Source organism: Zobellia laminariae (assembly GCF_030553095.1).
In the GTDB taxonomy this organism is placed as follows: Bacteria; Bacteroidota; Bacteroidia; order Flavobacteriales; family Flavobacteriaceae; genus Zobellia; species Zobellia laminariae.
Genome location: NZ_CP130738.1, coordinates 3,867,269 through 3,885,616, shown reverse-complemented (window position 1 = coordinate 3,885,616; position 18,348 = coordinate 3,867,269). Strand labels below are relative to the sequence as shown.

14 protein-coding genes and 3 pseudogenes are annotated in these 18,348 nt (G+C 36.0%); 10 read left to right on the top strand and 7 right to left on the bottom strand.

Annotated features, from left to right (window positions below):
• Positions 1-26 precede the first annotated feature (26 nt).
• From Q5W13_RS18655 to Q5W13_RS18645, 3 genes are read left to right on the top strand one after another with little or no spacing between them, the layout of a single operon-like run.
• Positions 27-3,326: a VCBS repeat-containing protein gene (locus tag Q5W13_RS18655; protein ID WP_304444050.1), complete on the top strand. Its 3,300-nt coding sequence runs from the start codon at positions 27-29 to the stop codon at positions 3,324-3,326.
• Positions 3,326-4,339 carry a DUF5107 domain-containing protein gene (locus tag Q5W13_RS18650; protein WP_304444049.1) on the top strand — a complete coding sequence of 338 codons (1,014 nt, stop codon included), beginning with the start codon at positions 3,326-3,328 and terminating at the stop codon, positions 4,337-4,339. Before Q5W13_RS18655 ends, Q5W13_RS18650 begins: the two co-directional genes overlap by 1 nt.
• Positions 4,237-6,459 (top strand): tetratricopeptide repeat protein, encoded by a 2,223-nt coding sequence (locus Q5W13_RS18645; RefSeq protein ID WP_304446548.1) that lies wholly within the window; start codon positions 4,237-4,239, stop codon positions 6,457-6,459. Before Q5W13_RS18650 ends, Q5W13_RS18645 begins: the two co-directional genes overlap by 103 nt.
• Before the next feature lie 53 nt (positions 6,460-6,512).
• On the opposite strand, the gene Q5W13_RS18640 is transcribed toward Q5W13_RS18645, so the two are convergent.
• Entirely contained in the window at positions 6,513-7,361 is an 849-nt protein-coding gene (locus Q5W13_RS18640) for a DUF2911 domain-containing protein (protein ID WP_304444048.1), read from the bottom strand.
• Between the two features lie 291 nt (positions 7,362-7,652).
• Between Q5W13_RS18640 and Q5W13_RS18635 the strand changes: the two are divergent.
• The 3 genes and pseudogenes from Q5W13_RS18635 (at position 7,653) to Q5W13_RS18625 (ending at position 10,165) form a co-directional block, all read left to right on the top strand.
• Positions 7,653-8,148 (top strand): annotated as a pseudogene (locus Q5W13_RS18635) (SRPBCC family protein).
• An 11-nt stretch (positions 8,149-8,159) separates the two neighbouring features.
• A pseudogene (locus tag Q5W13_RS18630) lies at positions 8,160-8,851 on the top strand (SDR family NAD(P)-dependent oxidoreductase).
• A gap of 3 nt (positions 8,852-8,854) precedes the next feature.
• Complete coding sequence (locus Q5W13_RS18625; protein ID WP_304444047.1) at positions 8,855-10,165, top strand: cryptochrome/photolyase family protein; 1,311 nt, start codon at positions 8,855-8,857, stop codon at positions 10,163-10,165.
• 9 nt (positions 10,166-10,174) lie between these two features.
• On the opposite strand, the gene Q5W13_RS18620 is transcribed toward Q5W13_RS18625, so the two are convergent.
• The gene (locus Q5W13_RS18620; protein ID WP_304444046.1) at positions 10,175-10,675 is read right to left on the bottom strand and encodes a DUF6340 family protein; all 501 of its coding nucleotides are present in this window, start codon (positions 10,673-10,675) and stop codon (positions 10,175-10,177) included.
• Positions 10,633-11,223 (bottom strand): DUF6340 family protein, encoded by a 591-nt coding sequence (locus tag Q5W13_RS18615; RefSeq protein ID WP_304444045.1) that lies wholly within the window; start codon positions 11,221-11,223, stop codon positions 10,633-10,635. Before Q5W13_RS18615 ends, Q5W13_RS18620 begins: the two co-directional genes overlap by 43 nt.
• 321 nt (positions 11,224-11,544) lie before the next feature.
• Between Q5W13_RS18615 and Q5W13_RS18610 the strand changes: the two genes are divergently transcribed.
• Positions 11,545-11,892 carry a VOC family protein gene (locus Q5W13_RS18610; RefSeq protein ID WP_304444044.1) on the top strand — a complete coding sequence of 116 codons (348 nt, stop codon included), beginning with the start codon at positions 11,545-11,547 and terminating at the stop codon, positions 11,890-11,892.
• A gap of 155 nt (positions 11,893-12,047) precedes the next feature.
• On the opposite strand, the gene Q5W13_RS18605 is transcribed toward Q5W13_RS18610, so the two are convergent.
• The 4 genes and pseudogenes from Q5W13_RS18605 to Q5W13_RS18590 all read right to left on the bottom strand — a co-directional run bounded on the left by Q5W13_RS18605 (position 12,048) and on the right by Q5W13_RS18590 (position 14,751).
• Positions 12,048-12,368, bottom strand: coding sequence for a GNAT family N-acetyltransferase (locus Q5W13_RS18605; protein WP_304444043.1), 321 nt, complete (start codon positions 12,366-12,368; stop codon positions 12,048-12,050).
• A gap of 26 nt (positions 12,369-12,394) precedes the next feature.
• A pseudogene (murA, locus tag Q5W13_RS18600) lies at positions 12,395-13,702 on the bottom strand (UDP-N-acetylglucosamine 1-carboxyvinyltransferase).
• A 16-nt stretch (positions 13,703-13,718) separates the two neighbouring features.
• Entirely contained in the window at positions 13,719-14,381 is a 663-nt protein-coding gene (locus Q5W13_RS18595) for a DUF4290 domain-containing protein (protein WP_155596103.1), read from the bottom strand.
• A gap of 82 nt (positions 14,382-14,463) precedes the next feature.
• The gene (locus Q5W13_RS18590; protein ID WP_155596102.1) at positions 14,464-14,751 is read right to left on the bottom strand and encodes a DUF493 family protein; all 288 of its coding nucleotides are present in this window, start codon (positions 14,749-14,751) and stop codon (positions 14,464-14,466) included.
• A 69-nt stretch (positions 14,752-14,820) separates the two neighbouring features.
• On the opposite strand from Q5W13_RS18590, the gene Q5W13_RS18585 reads away from it, so the two are divergent.
• From Q5W13_RS18585 to fmt, 3 genes are read left to right on the top strand one after another with little or no spacing between them, the layout of a single operon-like run.
• Positions 14,821-15,402: an AAA family ATPase gene (locus tag Q5W13_RS18585; protein ID WP_304444042.1), complete on the top strand. Its 582-nt coding sequence runs from the start codon at positions 14,821-14,823 to the stop codon at positions 15,400-15,402.
• Positions 15,402-17,300, top strand: coding sequence for a RecQ family ATP-dependent DNA helicase (locus tag Q5W13_RS18580; RefSeq protein ID WP_304444041.1), 1,899 nt, complete (start codon positions 15,402-15,404; stop codon positions 17,298-17,300). The genes Q5W13_RS18585 and Q5W13_RS18580 overlap by 1 nt, the downstream gene beginning before the upstream one ends.
• 37 nt (positions 17,301-17,337) lie before the next feature.
• The gene (fmt, locus tag Q5W13_RS18575) at positions 17,338-18,228 is read left to right on the top strand and encodes a methionyl-tRNA formyltransferase (protein ID WP_368662311.1); all 891 of its coding nucleotides are present in this window, start codon (positions 17,338-17,340) and stop codon (positions 18,226-18,228) included.
• The last annotated feature ends 120 nt before the right edge of the window (positions 18,229-18,348 follow it).

Sequence of the window (18,348 nt, the reverse complement as noted above, 5' to 3'; positions counted from 1 at the left end):
AAGTCCCCTACAAACAAAGTAAAACTATGTGTTTCAGAATACTTTTCACTCTTATCTTTTTATTGATTTTTCTTTCGTGTAACGATGGTGATGATAAAAAACTTTTCACAAAAATAGAGTCTTCAAAATCTGGTGTGAAATTTAAAAATATTCTAAAAGAAACAGAACAATTTAACGTCCTGGAATATGGCTACTTATATAATGGCGGAGGTGTATCCGTGGGTGATGTCAATAATGATGGCCTTACAGATATATACTTTACCGGAAATATGGTAGGTAGCAGACTTTATATTAACCAAGGGAATTTTGAATTCAAAGAAATAGCTCAAGAAGCTGGGGTTTTTGCAGAAGGACTTTGGAATACAGGAACTACAATGGCAGATGTAAACGGAGATGGTTTTTTGGATATCTACGTTTGCCGATCTGCAGCACCAGATTCTAATAAAAGAAAAAATCAACTTTTTATAAATAACGGTGATTTGACGTTTACGGAAAGTGCATCTGAGTATGGTATAGATAACTCAGGCTACTCCACCCAAGCTTCATTTTTTGATTATGATAAAGATGGAGATTTAGACCTGTACATTATAAACCATTCTACACAAGAATATGCTGGGTTTGGTCAAATTACCGGACAGCTTAAAAAAACAAAAAATGACGCCTATTCAGATAAATTATACCGTAATGATAACGGAAAATTTAAGGATGTTAGTTCTGAAGCTGGTCTAGTATCAAATGTTCTAGGCTTTGGATTGGGTTTAGCCGTTTCCGATATTAACAATGACGGTTGGCAGGATATCTATATCTCCAACGACTACAATGAGCAGGATTACCTCTACATCAATAATAAGAACGGAACGTTTTCAGAAAGTCTAGAAAAATATATTGGACATACTTCGTTATTTTCAATGGGCTCAGATATAGCCGATATTAATAATGATGGCTTTATGGATATTATGACCTTAGATATGTTGCCAGAAGGCAACTATCGTCAGAAAATGGTTTCAGGTCCTGATAATTATGATAAGTACCAACTCTTGGTTAATTCCGGTTTTTACAACCAAACCATGCGTAATATGCTTCAGCTTAACAACCAAGGAGAATCGTTTTCTGAAATAGGACAATTTTCTGGAATATCCAATACAGATTGGAGTTGGGCTTCCCTTTTTGCCGATTTGGATAATGATGGTTTTAAAGATGTATTTATAACCAACGGATATAAGAGAGATTACACCAACATGGATTTTATAAATTATGCGGTCCAAGCAAAATTAGAGGAGAATAAAACCGGGAAGCAAACGGCCATTATGGAACTTTTGCAAAATATTCCGGCTACAGTAGAAGAAAATTACACCTATAGAAACAACGGAGATTTAACTTTTTCAAAAGTCAACTCTGAATGGGGCTTAGACACAAAATCTCTTTCAAACGGTGCTGCTTACGCCGATTTGGATAATGATGGAGATTTAGATTTAATAGTCAATAATATTGAGGAGGAAGCTTTTGTATACAGAAACAACAGTGAAAAATTCAAAAAAAATAACTATCTAAGAATAAAGTTAATCGGTAGTGGTAAAAATACCTTTGGTATTGGCTCAAAAATAACCATTGAAAGTAAAAGTCAAATTTTAGCTCAGGAAGCAATTTCCACACGAGGTTACCAATCCTCCGTTGATCAAACGCTGGTATTTGGTTTAGGGAAAAATGATACAATAGATAAGCTTACTATCGTATGGCCGGATTTTACAACACAAACTTTATCAAACCTACCAAGCAATCAAACGCTAAATCTAAAACAGTCCAACGCTATATCAACTAAGGGCGAAGTCGAAAAAGATAGTCTTAGTGTTTTAGTTGACGTTAGCAATGATAGTTTAATACGTTTTCAACATAAAGAGAACAACTATATAGATTTTAAAAGCCAACAATTATTACCTCATAAACTTTCTACTCAAGGTCCAAAAATAACAAAAGGTGATATAAACGGTGATGAGCTAGAAGATTTGTTCATTGGTGGCGCTAAAGGACAAAGTGGTCAACTATTTCTACAAAATAAAAAAGGCGAATTTAATAATGGGGAGGTTGCTTTTGAAAGCGATATGGCTTCTGAAGACACCAATGCTCTTTTCTTTGATGCTGATAATGATAATGACCTAGATTTATATGTGGTGAGCGGTGGAAACGCATTCAACCAAGACTCAAAAGAATTGCAGGATAGACTCTATCTGAATAATGGTAATAGTAAATTGAAAAAGTCAACTACCTCTTTACCTCCTATGCTTACAAGTGGTTCCTGCGTTAAAGCCAGTGATTTTGATAATGATGGAGATCAAGACCTCTTTGTAGGTGGTAGATTAGTTCCTGGTAACTATCCAACTAGCCCAAGAAGCTACTTGCTTCAAAATGATGGTAAAGGTAATTTTATAGACATTACTACAACTGTAAACTCTTCTTTAAAACATATAGGCATGGTTTCAGATGCGCTATGGAGTGATTTTTCGGGCGATGGTGTTGATGACCTAATCATAGTAGGTGAATTTATGGCCATAAAAGCTTTTGAGAACACAGGTGGAAAGCTGGTTGAAATCAATAGTTCTACTCTAAGTAATGCAAAAGGATGGTGGAACAGTATTGAACAGGGCGATTTTGATAACGACGGTGATATAGATTATGTCATTGGAAACTTTGGTCTGAACTCTCAACTAAAAGCTTCCGAAAAAGAACCCGTAAAGTTATACGTAAAGGATTTTGATAACAATGGCTCTGTAGACCCTATTCTAACATCTTATATAATGGGTGAAAGTTATCCCGTGTTTTCTAAGGATGATTTAATTGGGCAGTTAAGTTTTTTAAAAGGAAAATATTTGAACTACGCAGATTATGCCGACCAAAAAATCACTGATATTTTCTCAAAAGAAGATTTGGCAGATGTAGAAATTTTGGAGGCCACAACTTTCGCTACCAGCTATCTTGAAAATTTAGGTGGTAACAACTTTAAAATTTCTCCTCTCCCCGCCTCTACTCAATTCGCTCCAATCTATGGTATTCTTGTAGAGGACCTTAATAATGATGGGAATTTAGATATCGTATTAGCCGGTAACTTTTTTGGAACACGGGTAAAATATGGTAGATATGATGCCAACAAGGGAACTCTACTCATGGGAAAAGGAAAAGGAATTTTTCAATATTTAAATCAAAAAGAAAGCGGACTAAATCTAAATGGAGAAATCAAGGATATTAAGTCCATTCCATTAGCCAACAAAGAAACCTTATTAATTTTCTCTAGAAATAACCAAGTTCCTACAACATATAAAACTCATTTCTAATGTCAAAACACCTTCAAGTGGCCCTATTGCTTTTAGCGGTTGGCCTATCCTTTAATTCTCAAGCACAATCCATATCAATAAAAGAAGAAGTAGTTTCTATAGATACCTATGATTTTGGAGAACCTAACCCTGTTCCACTATTAGTGGACAACACTAAAATTCACCCGTATTTTAAGTTTGAGGGCTATCAACATAAACCAAAGAAAAAAGAGTGGAAAGTTGTAACCTTAGAAAACGATTATATTAAAGTGATGGTGCTACCCGAAATTGGCGGGAAGATTTGGGGAGCTATTGAAAAAAGCACAGGTGAAGAATTTCTCTATAAAAATGAAGTAATTAAATTCAGGAATATAGCTATGAGGGGTCCGTGGACCTCAGGCGGTTTAGAATTCAATTTTGGTATAATTGGTCATCACCCGTCTACATCAACACCAGTAGATTATGTAACCCGCAGTAATACAGATGGTAGTGTTAGTTGTTTTGTTAGTAATGTAGATTTACCATCAAACACAAAATGGACTGTTGAAATTCGTTTAGAAAAAGATAAGGCCTATTTTGAAACCAACGCATCTTGGTACAATGCCTCTGCCCTAACGGAATCTTATTATAATTGGATGACTGGTGCTGCTGAAGCAACAAATGACTTAGAATTTTTTATTCCGGGCAATGCGTATGTAGAGCATAATGGGAATGCACATTCTTGGCCAATTGACCAAGAAGGTCGCGACCTAAGTAGTTACAAGAATAATAATTTTGGGCCGGCAAAATCATACCATATTGTTGGTGAGTTTAACGACTTTTTTGGTGGTTATTATCATGATAAGGAGTTTGGTTTTGGCCAATGGTCTCTTTACGAAGAAATGCTTATGGGCAAAAATTATGGCTCTGGGCCTTATCCCGCTCTGGTGGTATTTGGGAAGATTTACTTACGGATACAGATGGGCAATATATTGAATTTCAAGCCGGAAGACTTTTTGACCAATATGAACCATCAGGAGCCAACAACCCAATAAGCCAAGTTGGTTTTGACCCGTATGTCATGGACAAGTGGAGCGAAATATGGTTTCCGTTTAAGAAAATTGGTGGTATGGTAGATGCTTCGCCACATGGAGTGTTAAACGTTGAAACTGTTAATGGAGAAACCATTATTAGCGTAAACGCACTGCAAGATTTAGATTCTGAAATTCATATTATTGCCGGAGGAGAAACTACAACACAGAAATTGATTTTAAAACCAATGGAAGTGTTCACGAAAACTATTTCTATTGATATTGAACAAGGAATAGAAGTTTCTATAGATGGTACTGAATTATCATACAATACCAACTCTAAACTAAATGAATTAAAAAGACCTTTTAAATCTGATGAAGATTTAAATATCTCCGAAAGTGAAAAATTCCTTTTTGCAGGAATTGAGGCTTTAGAGTTTCGAGAATTTGAGAAGGCACGAAAATATCTATCCAAATTAATTAACATTGACCCTTCTAATACAACAGCATTAGTGAGATTGGCAGAGCTGGAGTACAGAAGAAACAATTATGACCTTGCCTTAGAAAAAGCGAACACGGTTCTTAAAATGGATACTTATAACTCCAGTGCAAATTATATGGCAGGTATAGCTTATCGCGCTAAGGATGATACTGTTAATGCTTTGGAATCTTTAGGTTGGGCGGCTCGTGATATTAAATATAGATCAGTGGCATATGCTCAAATGTCCGAAATTTATCTAGCTGACAAAAACTATGCTAGAGCTAAAACCTATGCTAACAAATCACTAGACTTTAATACTTACAATCTTAACGCCAGAGAGGTGTTACTCTTATTGAGCAAAGCAAATCGTAATCAAGATGAGTTTAAAGCCGAGAAGGAACGTATTTTGGCTATGGATCCTTTAAATTATCTAATTGCTATTGAATCCCAATTGTCCAAATTTAGTAATGGTGATTCTAAATTAAACTTTACTATTGAAAATGAGTTAGTAGAAGAGACCTACTTGTCCGTAGCATTACGATTTAAGGAGCTTGGTTTTGATGCAGAAGCATTACTTGCGTTGTCCACAAATACCGAAAGCCCTAAAAATCAACTATGGATGGCCTATCTACTAAGAGACTCAAAACCCGATGAAAGTAAGAAAATCTTGAGTAACCTACTTTCGGCCAAAATTGATTTTGTTTTTCCATATCGTAGAGAAACTATTCCTGTCTTAGAGTGGGCAATAGCACAAAACACAAACTGGAAATTGAAATATTATTTAGCGCAAAACTATTTAGCAGTTGGTTTAAAAGATAAGGGGATAACAATTCTGAAAGAGTTAAAAAATGAACCAGATTCAGATATTTTTTATCGATTTAGAGCGAAATTGAATTTGGCCAATCCAAATAATTTCTCATCTAATTCTGCTGCTGAAGATTTACAAAAAGCACTAGACCTAAAACCAAATGATTGGAAAATATGGGAAGAAAACATCCTTGTAAATCAAGAGCTTGGCGATGATAAAAAGGCCTACTCCCTTTCAAAAAAAGCATTAAAAAAATATCCTGAAAATTATAATATAGGTTTAGCACATGCCAAGTCGCTCTTAAACCTTGAACGTTATGAACAGGTTTCAAATGTTCTTGAAAGCATAGAGGTTCTTCCTTTTGAACATGCCAGCGAGAGTAGAAAAATATATGAAAAAGCGTATATAAGAACAGCTATGCAAGAGATTGAGAAAAAGAATTACTCAAAAGCACTTTCTATCCTGGACAAAGCAAAACAATGGCCAGAAAATATTGGTGTCGGAAAGCCATACACTCCTGATGAAAGAATAACCGATTATCTAATCGCCATAGCCCTAGACAAAACTGGTAAGCAAAAAGAGAGTAAGGAAGCATTTGAATCCATTATAAACTATACCAAAGAGCACTCTGGTAACAATAGTACCAACCACATGCTTGGTTTATTAGCAGCTAAAAAGATTGGAGAAGATACAAAGCCGATTGAGGAACAATTAAACGCAACATCAAACCATATAAAGACTCAAATGGCATTGGCTATTTTTAATGAAGATGTAAAAGTTACTGCGGAACTCAACGAAAAAGTCAAGTTACCTGAGCAAGAATTAAAATTCTTAAAATCACTAAAAGATTTATAAATAAAAAAGCCCTGATTTAACAATCAGGGCTTTTTTTCTACTAAAAGGGATACTTATTTAGCACTCCACTCTTCTATAGACTCCGTATTCATTTTAATGTAATCATCGTTACCGGCTTCTTTAGCTTTTTCCAATGACTTTTTAGCAGATTTGATAGCCGCTTTTTTGTCTCCAGATTTTGCTTGGATAAGCGATTGCTGACGCAATTGCCAAAATGCAGGCTCTTCCGTCATAGACATTGCTTTATCCATCCACTCAGATGCTTTTTTGATATCTTTACCTTCACTTGAAAAGTATACGGCAGCAGCATAATAATCATCTGCTTTTGGAGAACCAGCTAATACTTTATCAATATCAGCCATAACCTTTGCATCTGTAGGAACTTCAAAAGGAACAGCTACATAGCTTTTCTCCCACATCATACCCAAATTAGCAGAACCACTTGTCATATCATCTATTGTAATTGTAAAAGCTTCAATATCTACAGGTAAAGTATAAACTTCTGCAGTAGCTTTAGCAACAACTTTGCTGTCATCCCATTCTTTTGGTGTACCTCCACCATCAATATCAGTATAAAAGAATACTTCCCAAGAAGTTGCTCCCGGTTTAGTAAAAACGGAATATGTACCTGCTTTTACATCTTGACCGGCAATCTTAACGTCATCACTAAAAGAAACTTTAGTATATCCGTTAGCTCCTGTTCTCCATAATTTTCCAAAGGGAACAAGCTCACCAAAAATAGCTCTACCACGCATAGATGGTCTTGAATAATCTACAGTTACTTCCGTCAAACCTACAGTCTGCTGTATCTTAGAAGCAGGACTAGGTGCTGGTGTGCTAATTTGGGCCTGCATTGTTACAGATGCAAATACCACACTAGCTAAAAGAATAATTTTTTTCATTTGAATTGATTTATTAGTTTTCACAAAACTAAATATAAAGCATTCCTTATATGTTAATGAAATCTTAAATAAGAAATCTAATTATTCAATGACTCATATTAAAATAGGAAAGTTCTTAAATTAAACCTCTGGAAAATATTCACCGTAATATCCCTATACACTTATCTCTTAAAAAGAAAAATGTCCCCTCACAATGGAATATAGCCCTAGAAAAGGATACAAATTGGATTAAAGTCATTTTGTTTATCGATAAAGTAAATAACTTCAACAAAATGTTTTTACATTTGTAATATGAAACTATATCAACTGCATTCAAAACAATCCTTTCCTATAAGTGTTGAAAAGGCGTGGAACTTTTTGTCCGACCCAAATAACCTAAAAGTAATTACTCCCCAGCACATGGGTTTTAAAATACATTCAGGTAATGAACGTGCCATGTTTGCCGGTCAAATCATTCAATATACCGTTTCGCCATTCCCATTATACTACCAAATGGGTTTCGGAAATAACGCATGTAAAGGAAGGTGAATATTTTGTTGACGAACAACGTTTTGGTCCCTACGCACTATGGCACCACAAACATTTTATAAAACCAGTTGATGGTGGAGTTGAAATGGAGGATATCATTGATTATAAAATTCCGTTTGGCATTCTTGGACAACTTGCCCATCCTATTTTGGTTAAAAAACAATTGAAACAAATTTTTTCCTTCAGGGAACAAAAGCTAATCGAACTTTTTGGCAGTTTAGAGAACAGCACAAAAGAGCTTCATTTTAATTCTTTCTAGATATTTTCAATATGAAAAAAAATATACTTTTAATTGGTGGTTCTTACGGAATTGGACTTGAATTAGTCAAACAACTTTCTGAAGATTATTCGGTTTATGTGGCCTCAAGAACGTCCAAAGGGTTGGAGGGAACCAACGCAACTCACATTACTTTCGATGCAAATACGGACCCTTTAGATACCGCAGCTCTACCCAATGAGATTCATGGTTTTGCCTATTGCCCGGGCTCTATTAATTTAAAGCCTTTCAAAATGATGTCTTTGGACACTTTTGAATCTGACATGCAACTCAATTTTTTCAACATGGTAAAGATTGTAAAAGATACTCTACCTTTAATGACTGCAGGCGGTGCTATTGTACTTTTTAGTACGGTTGCCGTTGGATCAGGTATGCCTTATCACACTAGTGTTGCTGCTGCCAAAGGAGCTGTTGAGGGCTTCGCAAAGGCATTGGCCGCAGAATATGCACCCAATATTAGAGTAAATGTAATTGCGCCTTCCCTGGAAATACGCCATTGGCCAAACGCCTGTTGAGTAATGACAAGAAAATAGAAATGATGTCACAAAGACACCCTTTAAAACGGATTGGTGAAGTGGAAGATATTGCGAATGCAGCAGCATTTCTACTCAGTGAAAAAAGTTCATGGATTACCGGTCAAGTTATTGGTGTGGATGGTGGAATGTCAACTTTAAATTTAAGCTAGTTTATGTCAGATAAAATATCGGTTTTTTGGTTCAGAAGAGATTTACGTTTAGATGATAACGTTGGCTTTCTTGCAGCTCTTAAGAGTTCTCATAAAGTCTTACCTATTTTTGTTTTTGATACTGAAATTCTTGAAAACCTCCCCAAAGATGATGCCCGTGTAACGTTCATTTTTGAAAACTTGCAGAAAATGCGAGATACGCTTCAAGAGGAAAACCAAAGTTCAATTGGTATCTATCACGGTAAAACAACAACCATATTTAAAAATCTAATAGAGGAATATAATATTGATGCCGTTTATACGAATCACGATTATGAACCTTATGCTAAAAAGCGAGACGAAGAAATTAAAAACCTTCTAGAAAAAAATAAAGTCTCTTTTCTGACATTTAAAGATCAGGTCATTTTTGAAAAAGATGACATTCTCAAGGCCGATGGTACTCCGTACATTGTTTACACCCCGTTTAAAAATAAATGGAAAGAGCATTTTAATCCAGAGGAACAATTAAACATACATTATACAAGTCAATATAGAGATAACCTAATCCAGAATTCTAGGTTACCTAACCTGTCATTGTCCGACATAGATTTTGAAACATCTTCCCTTAAAGTTCCGGACTATACCGTAACTCCCACTTTAATAGACAACTACGAGGATACAAGAAATTATCCTGCAATTAAAAATGGCACATCACAATTAGGACCACATTTACGGTTCGGTACCGTTTCTGTTCGTAAAATGATGAAAAAGGCCATTGCCGAAAAAAATGAAGTCTTTTGGAGTGAACTTATCTGGCGTGAATTTTTTATGCAGATTCTTTGGCATTTTCCAAGGACGGTAAACGAAGCGTTCAAGAAAAAATACGACCGTATTAATTGGAGAAATAACGAGGAAGAATTTGAAAAATGGAAAAATGGTGAAACTGGCTATATGTTGGTAGACGCAGGAATGCGCGAACTTAATAAAACAGGTCATATGCACAATCGCGTGCGAATGCTAGTTGCTAGTTTTCTGTGTAAGCACTTGCTTATAGACTGGCGTTGGGGCGAAGCTTATTTTGCCGAGAAGTTACTGGATTATGAAATGAGTAGTAATGTAGGTAACTGGCAATGGGCTGCCGGTAGCGGTGTTGATGCCGCTCCGTACTTTCGCATTTTTAACCCAATGACTCAAGTAGATAAGTTTGATAAAGAGAAAAAATATATTTCAAAATGGGTTCCCGAGCATGCTACTGACAAATATGTCAGTAAAATGGTAGACCATAAAGAGGCTCGAGAACGATGTTTATCTACTTACAAAGAAGCATTAAGCTAAACTTAGAATCTAGCGAGAAAGTTGTCGCTCTAATTGGCGTTGCTCAGATATACGATACTTAAGAACATTTACATAACGTAGGGCTTCATCATTATTATAATCGGTATACGATTTTGAGGCCCATTCCATTGCCTTTTCAAGATCGCCGTTAATTTCATTTATGATAGCCATGTTATAGCAGGCTCTTCCGGCTACTTTGCCGTCTGGGTTATTTACTTCTTTTTCCCATAATGCTGCAGCACCGTCCCAATCACCTGTTTGTGCACGTCTTTTTGCGACTACAAAATTATCTGAGCCTTTTACAAAGTAATCTCTAGATATTCTTTTATTTAAAGGACGCACATCATAACCGTAAGAGTTACCTACATTGCTACTACGTTGCAAAACGGCTTCTTTTCTGCCTATTACCGCCTCAACTGCTTTCATAGGGTTAATTCCCGATCCAATAGATGTAACATGATTATTATTTATATATTCATCAAGTACCAGTTTACTTTGTGGGTCATACACTCTCCACCCGTTTTTAATTGCCGTATTAAGGGTAACTTTGTGGCCTTAAATGCAGCTTTAATACCTAAATCATTTGGTATATTAACCGTTGTAAGCTCATAGTCTACTTGCGTATCTGTATCATAAAACTCTAATGAGAACAATACATCCACATTATTAGCATCGCAAATTTCTTGAACTGCCTGCCAATTCAAAGCCGCAGGAAAAATGCCCAATCCTTTTCTTTGAATATCAGTATCGTTAATTATCGTAATTGTTTCAAAGCGATTATTACGTGTAAGCTCATCAAATAGTCCGGTTACAGCAGATTCTGCTCCTTCTTTGTCCAAATTAAGTCCTTCTAACGAAAGAATCTTATCTATTTTATCTACTACCTTATTTTCTTCTGATGGAATACTTCTGTTAATTAAACCAATGCGAACAGCATTTGACGGTAGACTAATCCTAGCTGGCTCAGTCACACCCATTGTTAATTTGTTAGTTGACACACAACTGGATAAAAGAAGTAATATAGCACCTGCGGAAAGGAATCGGTTAAGATTTTTCATGGGACAAAAGTTAAATCGTTATACTTTTTAAAAATTTTTCTAAAAGCTAAGTAGGTTCGATATAAACTAAAACTGACCTTAATTATTGTCTTTAGCTCAGCTATGGTCAATAAACTCGACCAACTACATTATTTAAGCAGCCTTCCTTAAAAATTCTAACTTAGTTACACTTCTGCTCTATTGTTTTATACCTATTAAAAAATAAACAGTAAGAAGCAACCAACTCTAACTTTTAAAATGCTTTTGTATCTTACACCTTTAGAATACAGACTCAACACTGTTTTATTTCAATTCAACAATTAACTCTTTAGTCCAAACCAAATGAAAAAATTATTTCTTGCCTTACTTTTTGTAACCAGCTCTACCCTACTAGTTGAAGCTCAAACTTTCGACTTTAAAATTGACCATTTTGCTTTAGTAGTAGAAGACTCAGATGTAAGTGCAGATTTCTATGCCAATATTTTAAAATTAGAAGAAACCCCTCACCCAGATTTAAAACCTTATTTTCGTTGGTTCGTGGTGAGCGGAAATTCTCAAATACATCTTATAGAAAAGGAGTTTGCTCCTTTTGAGAAGAATAAATCAATGCATTTGTGTCTATCTACACAAGATTTAGATGGTATGATCGCCCATCTTGAAAAAAACAACATTCCTTATTGGGATTGGTAAGGTAAAGAAAATGCTGTCACCCTTCGTACTGATGGTGTACGACAAATATACCTTCAAGACCCAGATAAGTATTGGATTGAGATTAATACTGCAAAACATTAGAAAACAAAAAAGAGGCCAATTGGCCTCTTTTTATTATGATAATAATCTTTTATTCAATCAATAAAATACCCTTCTGCCAAAATAGCTTTTCCGGCTTCCGGATGACGCTTAATATACGCTGCTACGAACGGACATAAAGGTGCCATTTTCATACCACTATCTGCTATAAACTGGAACACTTTAGAAACTAAAGCACTACCAACTCCTTGTCCTTCTAAAGAAGTAGGCACTTCTGTGTGGGTTAAATAGATGATATCCTTTTTAGAAATCATATACTCCATAAAAGCAATTTGGCCGTCAATTTCTATCTCAAACCTACCTTTATCACCTTTCTTATTTACCAGCGGTATATTGGTATAATCTCTTCTAGTCACAAGAAAATTGCTAAGCGTTAAATATTTTAAACTCTAGTAATTTTTGCTCCAATAGCTTGCAAACGTGTTTCAATATCTTCATACCCACGATCTATCTGCTCAATATTATGAATAGTAGAAGTACCTTTTGCCGATAGCGCCGCTATTAATAAAGAAACTCCCGCTCTAATATCTGGCGATACCATAGTAGTAGCCTTTAAGGTTGATTTAAAATCATGACCTATTACTGTTGCACGGTGCGGATCACAAAGAATAATCTTTGCCCCCATATCTATAAGTTTATCCACAAAGAACAAACGACTTTCAAACATCTTTTGATGAATAAGTACCTCTCCTTTAGCCTGCGTAGCTACCACAAGAATAATACTTAATAAATCTGGGGTTAAACCTTACCAAGGAGCATCGGCAATGGTAAGAATAGAACCATCTATAAAGTTCTGTATCTCGTAACCGTTAATGTGCTTTGGAATAAAAACGTCATCTCCTTTTCGTTCTACAGTTATACCCAACTTTCTAAATACGGTTGGTATCTGACCTAAATCGTCCCAACTTACATTTTTGATAGTCAGTTCACTTTTAGTCATGGCAGCAAGTCCTATCCAGCTACCAATTTCAATCATATCCGGAAGCATTCTGTGGTCTGTTCCTCCCAAGGACTCAACACCTTCAATTTCCAGTAGGTTAGAACCTACACCAGAAATTTTAGCACCCATACGGTTCAACATTTTACACAACTGTTGCAAATAAGGCTCACAAGCAGCATTGTAAATAGTGGTCTTACCTTCGGCCAAAACAGCAGCCATAAGAATATTGGCAGTACCAGTTACGGAAGCTTCATCCAGTAACATATAAGTACCCTTTAGTTTCTTAGCCTCTACACCATAGAAATATTCTTCTTTGTTGTATCTGAACTTAGCTCCTAATTTTATGAATCCTTCAAAGTGTGTATCTAGACGTCTACGTCCAATTTTATCACCGCCCGGCTTAGGAATATATCCTTTGCCAAAACGTGCAAGTAATGGACCTACCAACATTATAGATCCTCTAAGACCACGACCATCTTTTTTAAATTGGTCCGATTGTAGGTAATCTAGGTTGATATCGTCTGCCTTAAAACTATACGAGCCTTTCGCTTTTTTCTGGATTTTTACACCCAAATCTTCAAGCAATGCTATTAGCTTATTGACATCTACGATGTTCGGAATATTGTTAATGGTAACCGTTTCGCTAGTAAGTAGTACGGCACAGAGAATCTGTAAGGCTTCATTTTTAGCGCCTTGTGGCGTAATTTCACCAGAGAGCTGGTGACCGCCTTCAATTATAAAGGTACCCATGTAAGATTGAGGAGTATTAATATCGCTTTTTACCGCGATTGTTATTGTTATTGCTACGTTGGTTATTTTTCTTTCCTGAATTACTGTTTCTAGGAGTTTTAGCAACTCTATTTTTCAAAAACTGACCACTATCCGTAAGCGTTTCTCCGGTCATATCTATTTGACCATCACTAAGCTCAAGAAGGTGTTTAAAAATAGCTTTATCGTCTACAGTATCTTTGTTCCAATTCAGGTAACATTTTTTCATGTGGTTGGCAATGGCATATTCTAAACCATCGCGCATATCTCCCTTTTCCCATTTTACGGCAACATCAATCATTCTTTTAATGTTGTTTCCGTAGAAACGATATTTTGGAAAATTCTGAGGATATTCTAACGAATCCGGACGTTTTCTTAAAACCTCTTTACTCGTAATAGGAAAAGGCGACTTTACATCCAATTTAAAATCGGACATAATAAACAACTGATCCCAAAGTTTATGCTGAAAATCAGGCACATCTCTTAAATGCGGCTGAATATTACCCATAACACTAATAATAGATTGGGCCACTTTATTTCTCTCTTCATCGTCCTCAATGGAAATGGCATGATCTACCATTTTCTGAAAATGACGCCCGTACTCTGGAATGATCAATTTTGACCTTTCCGTGTTATATTCTAGGTTTTCTACTAAATTCAAATTGAAAAGTTTTGCTTAAAAATAAATAAGGAAGTGTTCTTATAACGTCTGCAAATTAAGAAAATTATGGGTCAAATACTATTTATAGGGATATTACCCCTTCAACCTTGCCTACTTCTTGGTATTTCTCGATTACAGCATCGGGATTTTTCATGTTTACCGTGATGGAAACACTAGTATACTTTGCGTTTTTAGATTCCTTCAATTGTATAACGGCTCCAATATTATCAAATATTTCGTGAATGCTTTTTATTTTTTCAGGCTCGCTTTTTACTATAAACTTGTAGAGGTAATTAGAAGGCCAAGTAGATGTTTCCTCTAACTGTTTACGTAAGTGTTTGTAAAAATCTTCTGGAGATTGATTTTCCATATATCCGTTTTTTACAAAGATAACGGTAAACGTTCAATTTTAAAATCATTGCGGAATGATTACTTTTGCATGAACAACAATTATCTATTGGATCTTAGAAAAGTAGTTATTACAGGTGGCCCAAGTACAGGCAAAACATCAGTCATTGAAAACCTTGAAAAAAATGGTTTTCCGGTTGTACACGAAATTATACGAAGCATGACTTCGTTAGAAAAAAATGAGGATGACGCTAATGAATTCGCGGTTAATCCGATTCTTTCCGTAAAGGATCCCAAGAAATTTAATCAGAGTCTTTTAGACGGCAGAATAAAACAATATGTAGATGCCGAAAACACTACTGAAAATATTGTGTTTTTTGATAGAGGAATACCTGATGTACACGCATACATGAACTGTTTTGGCCAAACGTATAGCGAGGAGTTTGAGAAGCCTTGTCACACCTATCGTTACCATCAAATTCTACTGATGCCACCATGGAAAGAAATCCATGTAGTAGATAACGAAAGGTTTGAATCTTTTGAGGAAGCCCAGCGGGTTTATGAGCATCTTAAAGCTACATATGAACAAGTAGGCTACCCTATTACTATCATACCAAAAGGAAGTATTGAAGAACGTACAAGGTTTATTCTAGAACTGCTAAATTTAAAATAATGCAAGAAAACCCGATATCCATTTTACGGCAATATTGGGGCTTTGATAGTTTTAAAGGTTCCCAGAAAGAAATAATAGATGCCATTTTAGATAAGCGAGACGTGTTGGCCTTATTACCAACAGGTGGTGGAAAATCCGTCTGCTTTCAAGTTCCTGCTATGGCACAAGAGGGATTATGTATTGTAGTCTCTCCTCTAATTGCACTTATACAAGATCAGGTAGAAGGTCTCAAAAAAAGAGGTATTAAAGCTATTGCGCTTACCGGTGGAATCCCTTTTAATGAACTTTTAGACCTTTTAGACAACTGTTTATACGGCGGATATAAATTTGTATACCTATCCCCAGAACGCTTACAACAAGAATTGGTTCAAGAGAAAATACGTCAGATGAACGTAAATCTTGTGGCAATAGATGAAGCGCATTGTATTTCTCAGTGGGGGCACGACTTTAGGCCTGCTTATCTAGAATGCGCAGAACTACGCAAACTTCTACCCCAAACACCAGTAGTAGCATTGACCGCCACAGCAACGGATAGAGTTGCCCAAGATATTGTGGAGAGCCTACACCTAACTGCTCCCGTAATTGTTACGGATTCGTTTGCCCGAAAAAATATTGCTTTCAAGATTTTATGGGAAGAAGACAAGCATTACAGATTAGCACAGCTTTGTTCACAAATTAAGAAAAGCGGTATTGTATATGTAGGTACCCGGAGAGGCACCGTAGAGCTGGCTCAGTTTTTAAACTCCAAAGGATGTAGCGCTACTTTTTTTCACGGAGGAATAACCAAAAAAGAAAAAGAGAAAAAATTAGACCACTGGCTTACAAACAAAATCCAAATTATGGTGGCCACAAATGCCTTTGGTATGGGAGTGGACAAGCCAGATGTTTCTCTTGTGGTACATTATCAAATACCAGATTGTCTTGAGAATTACTATCAAGAAGCAGGAAGAGCGGGTCGTGATGGAGAGCCTGCGGAAGCTGTACTGATTACCAACCCGAATGATGAAGAGCAACTGAAGAACCAATTTCTAAGCGTTCTACCAGATACTGCTTTCCTAAAAAAAATATATAACAAACTCAACAATTACTTTAGAATAGGATATGGCGAGGGCAGTAACGAAACCTTTCAGTTTAACTTTAATGAATTCGTGAGAACCTATAGCCTAAATTCATTTTTAGCCTATAACGGCCTCAAAATCCTAGACCGCAACTCAGTGGTTTCCCTATCGGAATCATTTTCAAAAAGAACAATCGTACAATTCATTTCTGAAAAGGACGCCATTTTTGATTATCTAGATTTACATAAAGATGCCGCTAGTATTATCCAGACCATTTTAAGAACCTATGGTGGTATTTTTGATTTTGAGACAAAAATCAACCCTGGTATCATTGCCAAGAAAACCAATACTTCAGAAACACATGTTTTCAAGGTTTTGGAACAACTTAAAAAAGATGGGATCATTACCTATGAAGCACACCAAAGCGATTTAGAAATTACCTTTCTTGTTCCTCGTGAAGACGACCTTACTATAAATGTCTTCGCCAAAAAAGTACAGGAACAAAACCAAGTTAAGACGGAAAAGGTTTTTCAAATGATAGACTACATTAAGAATGACACCAAATGTAGAAGCAGACAGATTTTAGAATACTTTGGAGAAAACAATACGGAAGACTGTGGCATATGCGATGTTTGTATAAAAAAGAAAGCTCCCCAAAAACCGACTTTCATTCAGGTTTCAAAAGAAATCACCTCCATATTACAAGATTCGCCACATACATCAAGAGCATTAATAGCCGTAATGACCTATAAAGAAAAGCTTGTTTTAAGAGCTTTGCAGCTTATGTTAGAAGATGATGTTATTGAGATTAATACAAAAAATGAGTATCGAATAAAATAGACCTTATATAGTATAGGTTAAAAAATAAAGGAACACAATGAAAGATTTACGCATCGTCTTTATGGGAACGCCAGAGTTCGCAACTACCATTCTAGCGAAATTAGTGGATAATAATTATAACGTAGTTGGGGTCATCACGGCTCCGGACAGACCAGCAGGAAGAGGCAGAAGCCTGCAACAATCTCACGTAAAAAAATACGCACTAGAAAACGGATTAAAAGTACTACAGCCTACCAATCTTAAAAATGAAGATTTCTTAGCTGAACTGAAGGCCCTGAATGCAAACCTTCAAATCGTAGTTGCTTTTCGCATGTTGCCAAAGGGGGTATGGGCAATGCCCGAGTATGGAACATTCAACCTTCATGCTTCCCTTTTACCAGATTACCGAGGTGCAGCCCCAATAAACTGGGCTATCATCAACGGAGAAAAAGAAACAGGAGTAACTACTTTCTTTATAGATGATAAAATAGATACCGGAGAAATTATATTACAAGACCGTACAGATATAGAAGAAAACATGTTTGCAGGAGAACTACATGACAAATTAATGGTCATGGGTGCCGATCTTGTTCTAAAAACTGTAAAAGCTATTGCCAAAGGACCTGTTACCACAATTGCGCAGCCTATTTCAAAAGAATTAAAAGAAGCGTTTAAAATACATAAGGATACTTGTGAAATTGATTGGAACAAATCTATTGATGACGTCTTTAACCATATAAGAGGATTGAGTCCTTATCCTGGAGCATGGACTACATTAATAAACGGAGATGAGAAGGTATTTGTAAAAATATATGAAACGCAGAAAGAACTAGCGGACCACCAATTAAATGTAGGAGAAATAGAATTTACCAAAAAAGAACTCAAAGTTGCGGTAGCTGGCGGATACATAAACCTACTAGAAATACAGTTGCTTAAGAGAGAAAAATGAAGATTCAGGATGTTCTAAATGGTCTAAACTTGCAAAAAAATGCCCAAATGTTGTAAAGCCTTGGTATCATTGGGCTGCGAGAAGCGTAAAAAAACCCCTACTTTATCAACAAACACCCAT

Excerpts from the sequence above, each read along its gene's own strand:
- Q5W13_RS18625 (WP_304444047.1), top strand. The coding sequence starts at position 8,855 with ATGTCAGATAAAATATCGGTTTTTTGGTTCAGAAGAGATTTACGTTTA.
- fmt (WP_368662311.1), top strand. The coding sequence starts at position 17,338 with ATGAAAGATTTACGCATCGTCTTTATGGGAACGCCAGAGTTCGCAACT.
- Q5W13_RS18590 (WP_155596102.1), bottom strand. The coding sequence starts at position 14,751 with ATGGAAAATCAATCTCCAGAAGATTTTTACAAACACTTACGTAAACAG.
- Q5W13_RS18585 (WP_304444042.1), top strand. The coding sequence starts at position 14,821 with ATGAACAACAATTATCTATTGGATCTTAGAAAAGTAGTTATTACAGGT.
- Q5W13_RS18640 (WP_304444048.1), bottom strand. The coding sequence starts at position 7,361 with ATGAAAAAAATTATTCTTTTAGCTAGTGTGGTATTTGCATCTGTAACA.
- Q5W13_RS18610 (WP_304444044.1), top strand. The coding sequence starts at position 11,545 with ATGAAAAAATTATTTCTTGCCTTACTTTTTGTAACCAGCTCTACCCTA.
- Q5W13_RS18655 (WP_304444050.1), top strand. The coding sequence starts at position 27 with ATGTGTTTCAGAATACTTTTCACTCTTATCTTTTTATTGATTTTTCTT.
- Q5W13_RS18650 (WP_304444049.1), top strand. The coding sequence starts at position 3,326 with ATGTCAAAACACCTTCAAGTGGCCCTATTGCTTTTAGCGGTTGGCCTA.
- Q5W13_RS18580 (WP_304444041.1), top strand. The coding sequence starts at position 15,402 with ATGCAAGAAAACCCGATATCCATTTTACGGCAATATTGGGGCTTTGAT.
- Q5W13_RS18615 (WP_304444045.1), bottom strand. The coding sequence starts at position 11,223 with ATGAAAAATCTTAACCGATTCCTTTCCGCAGGTGCTATATTACTTCTT.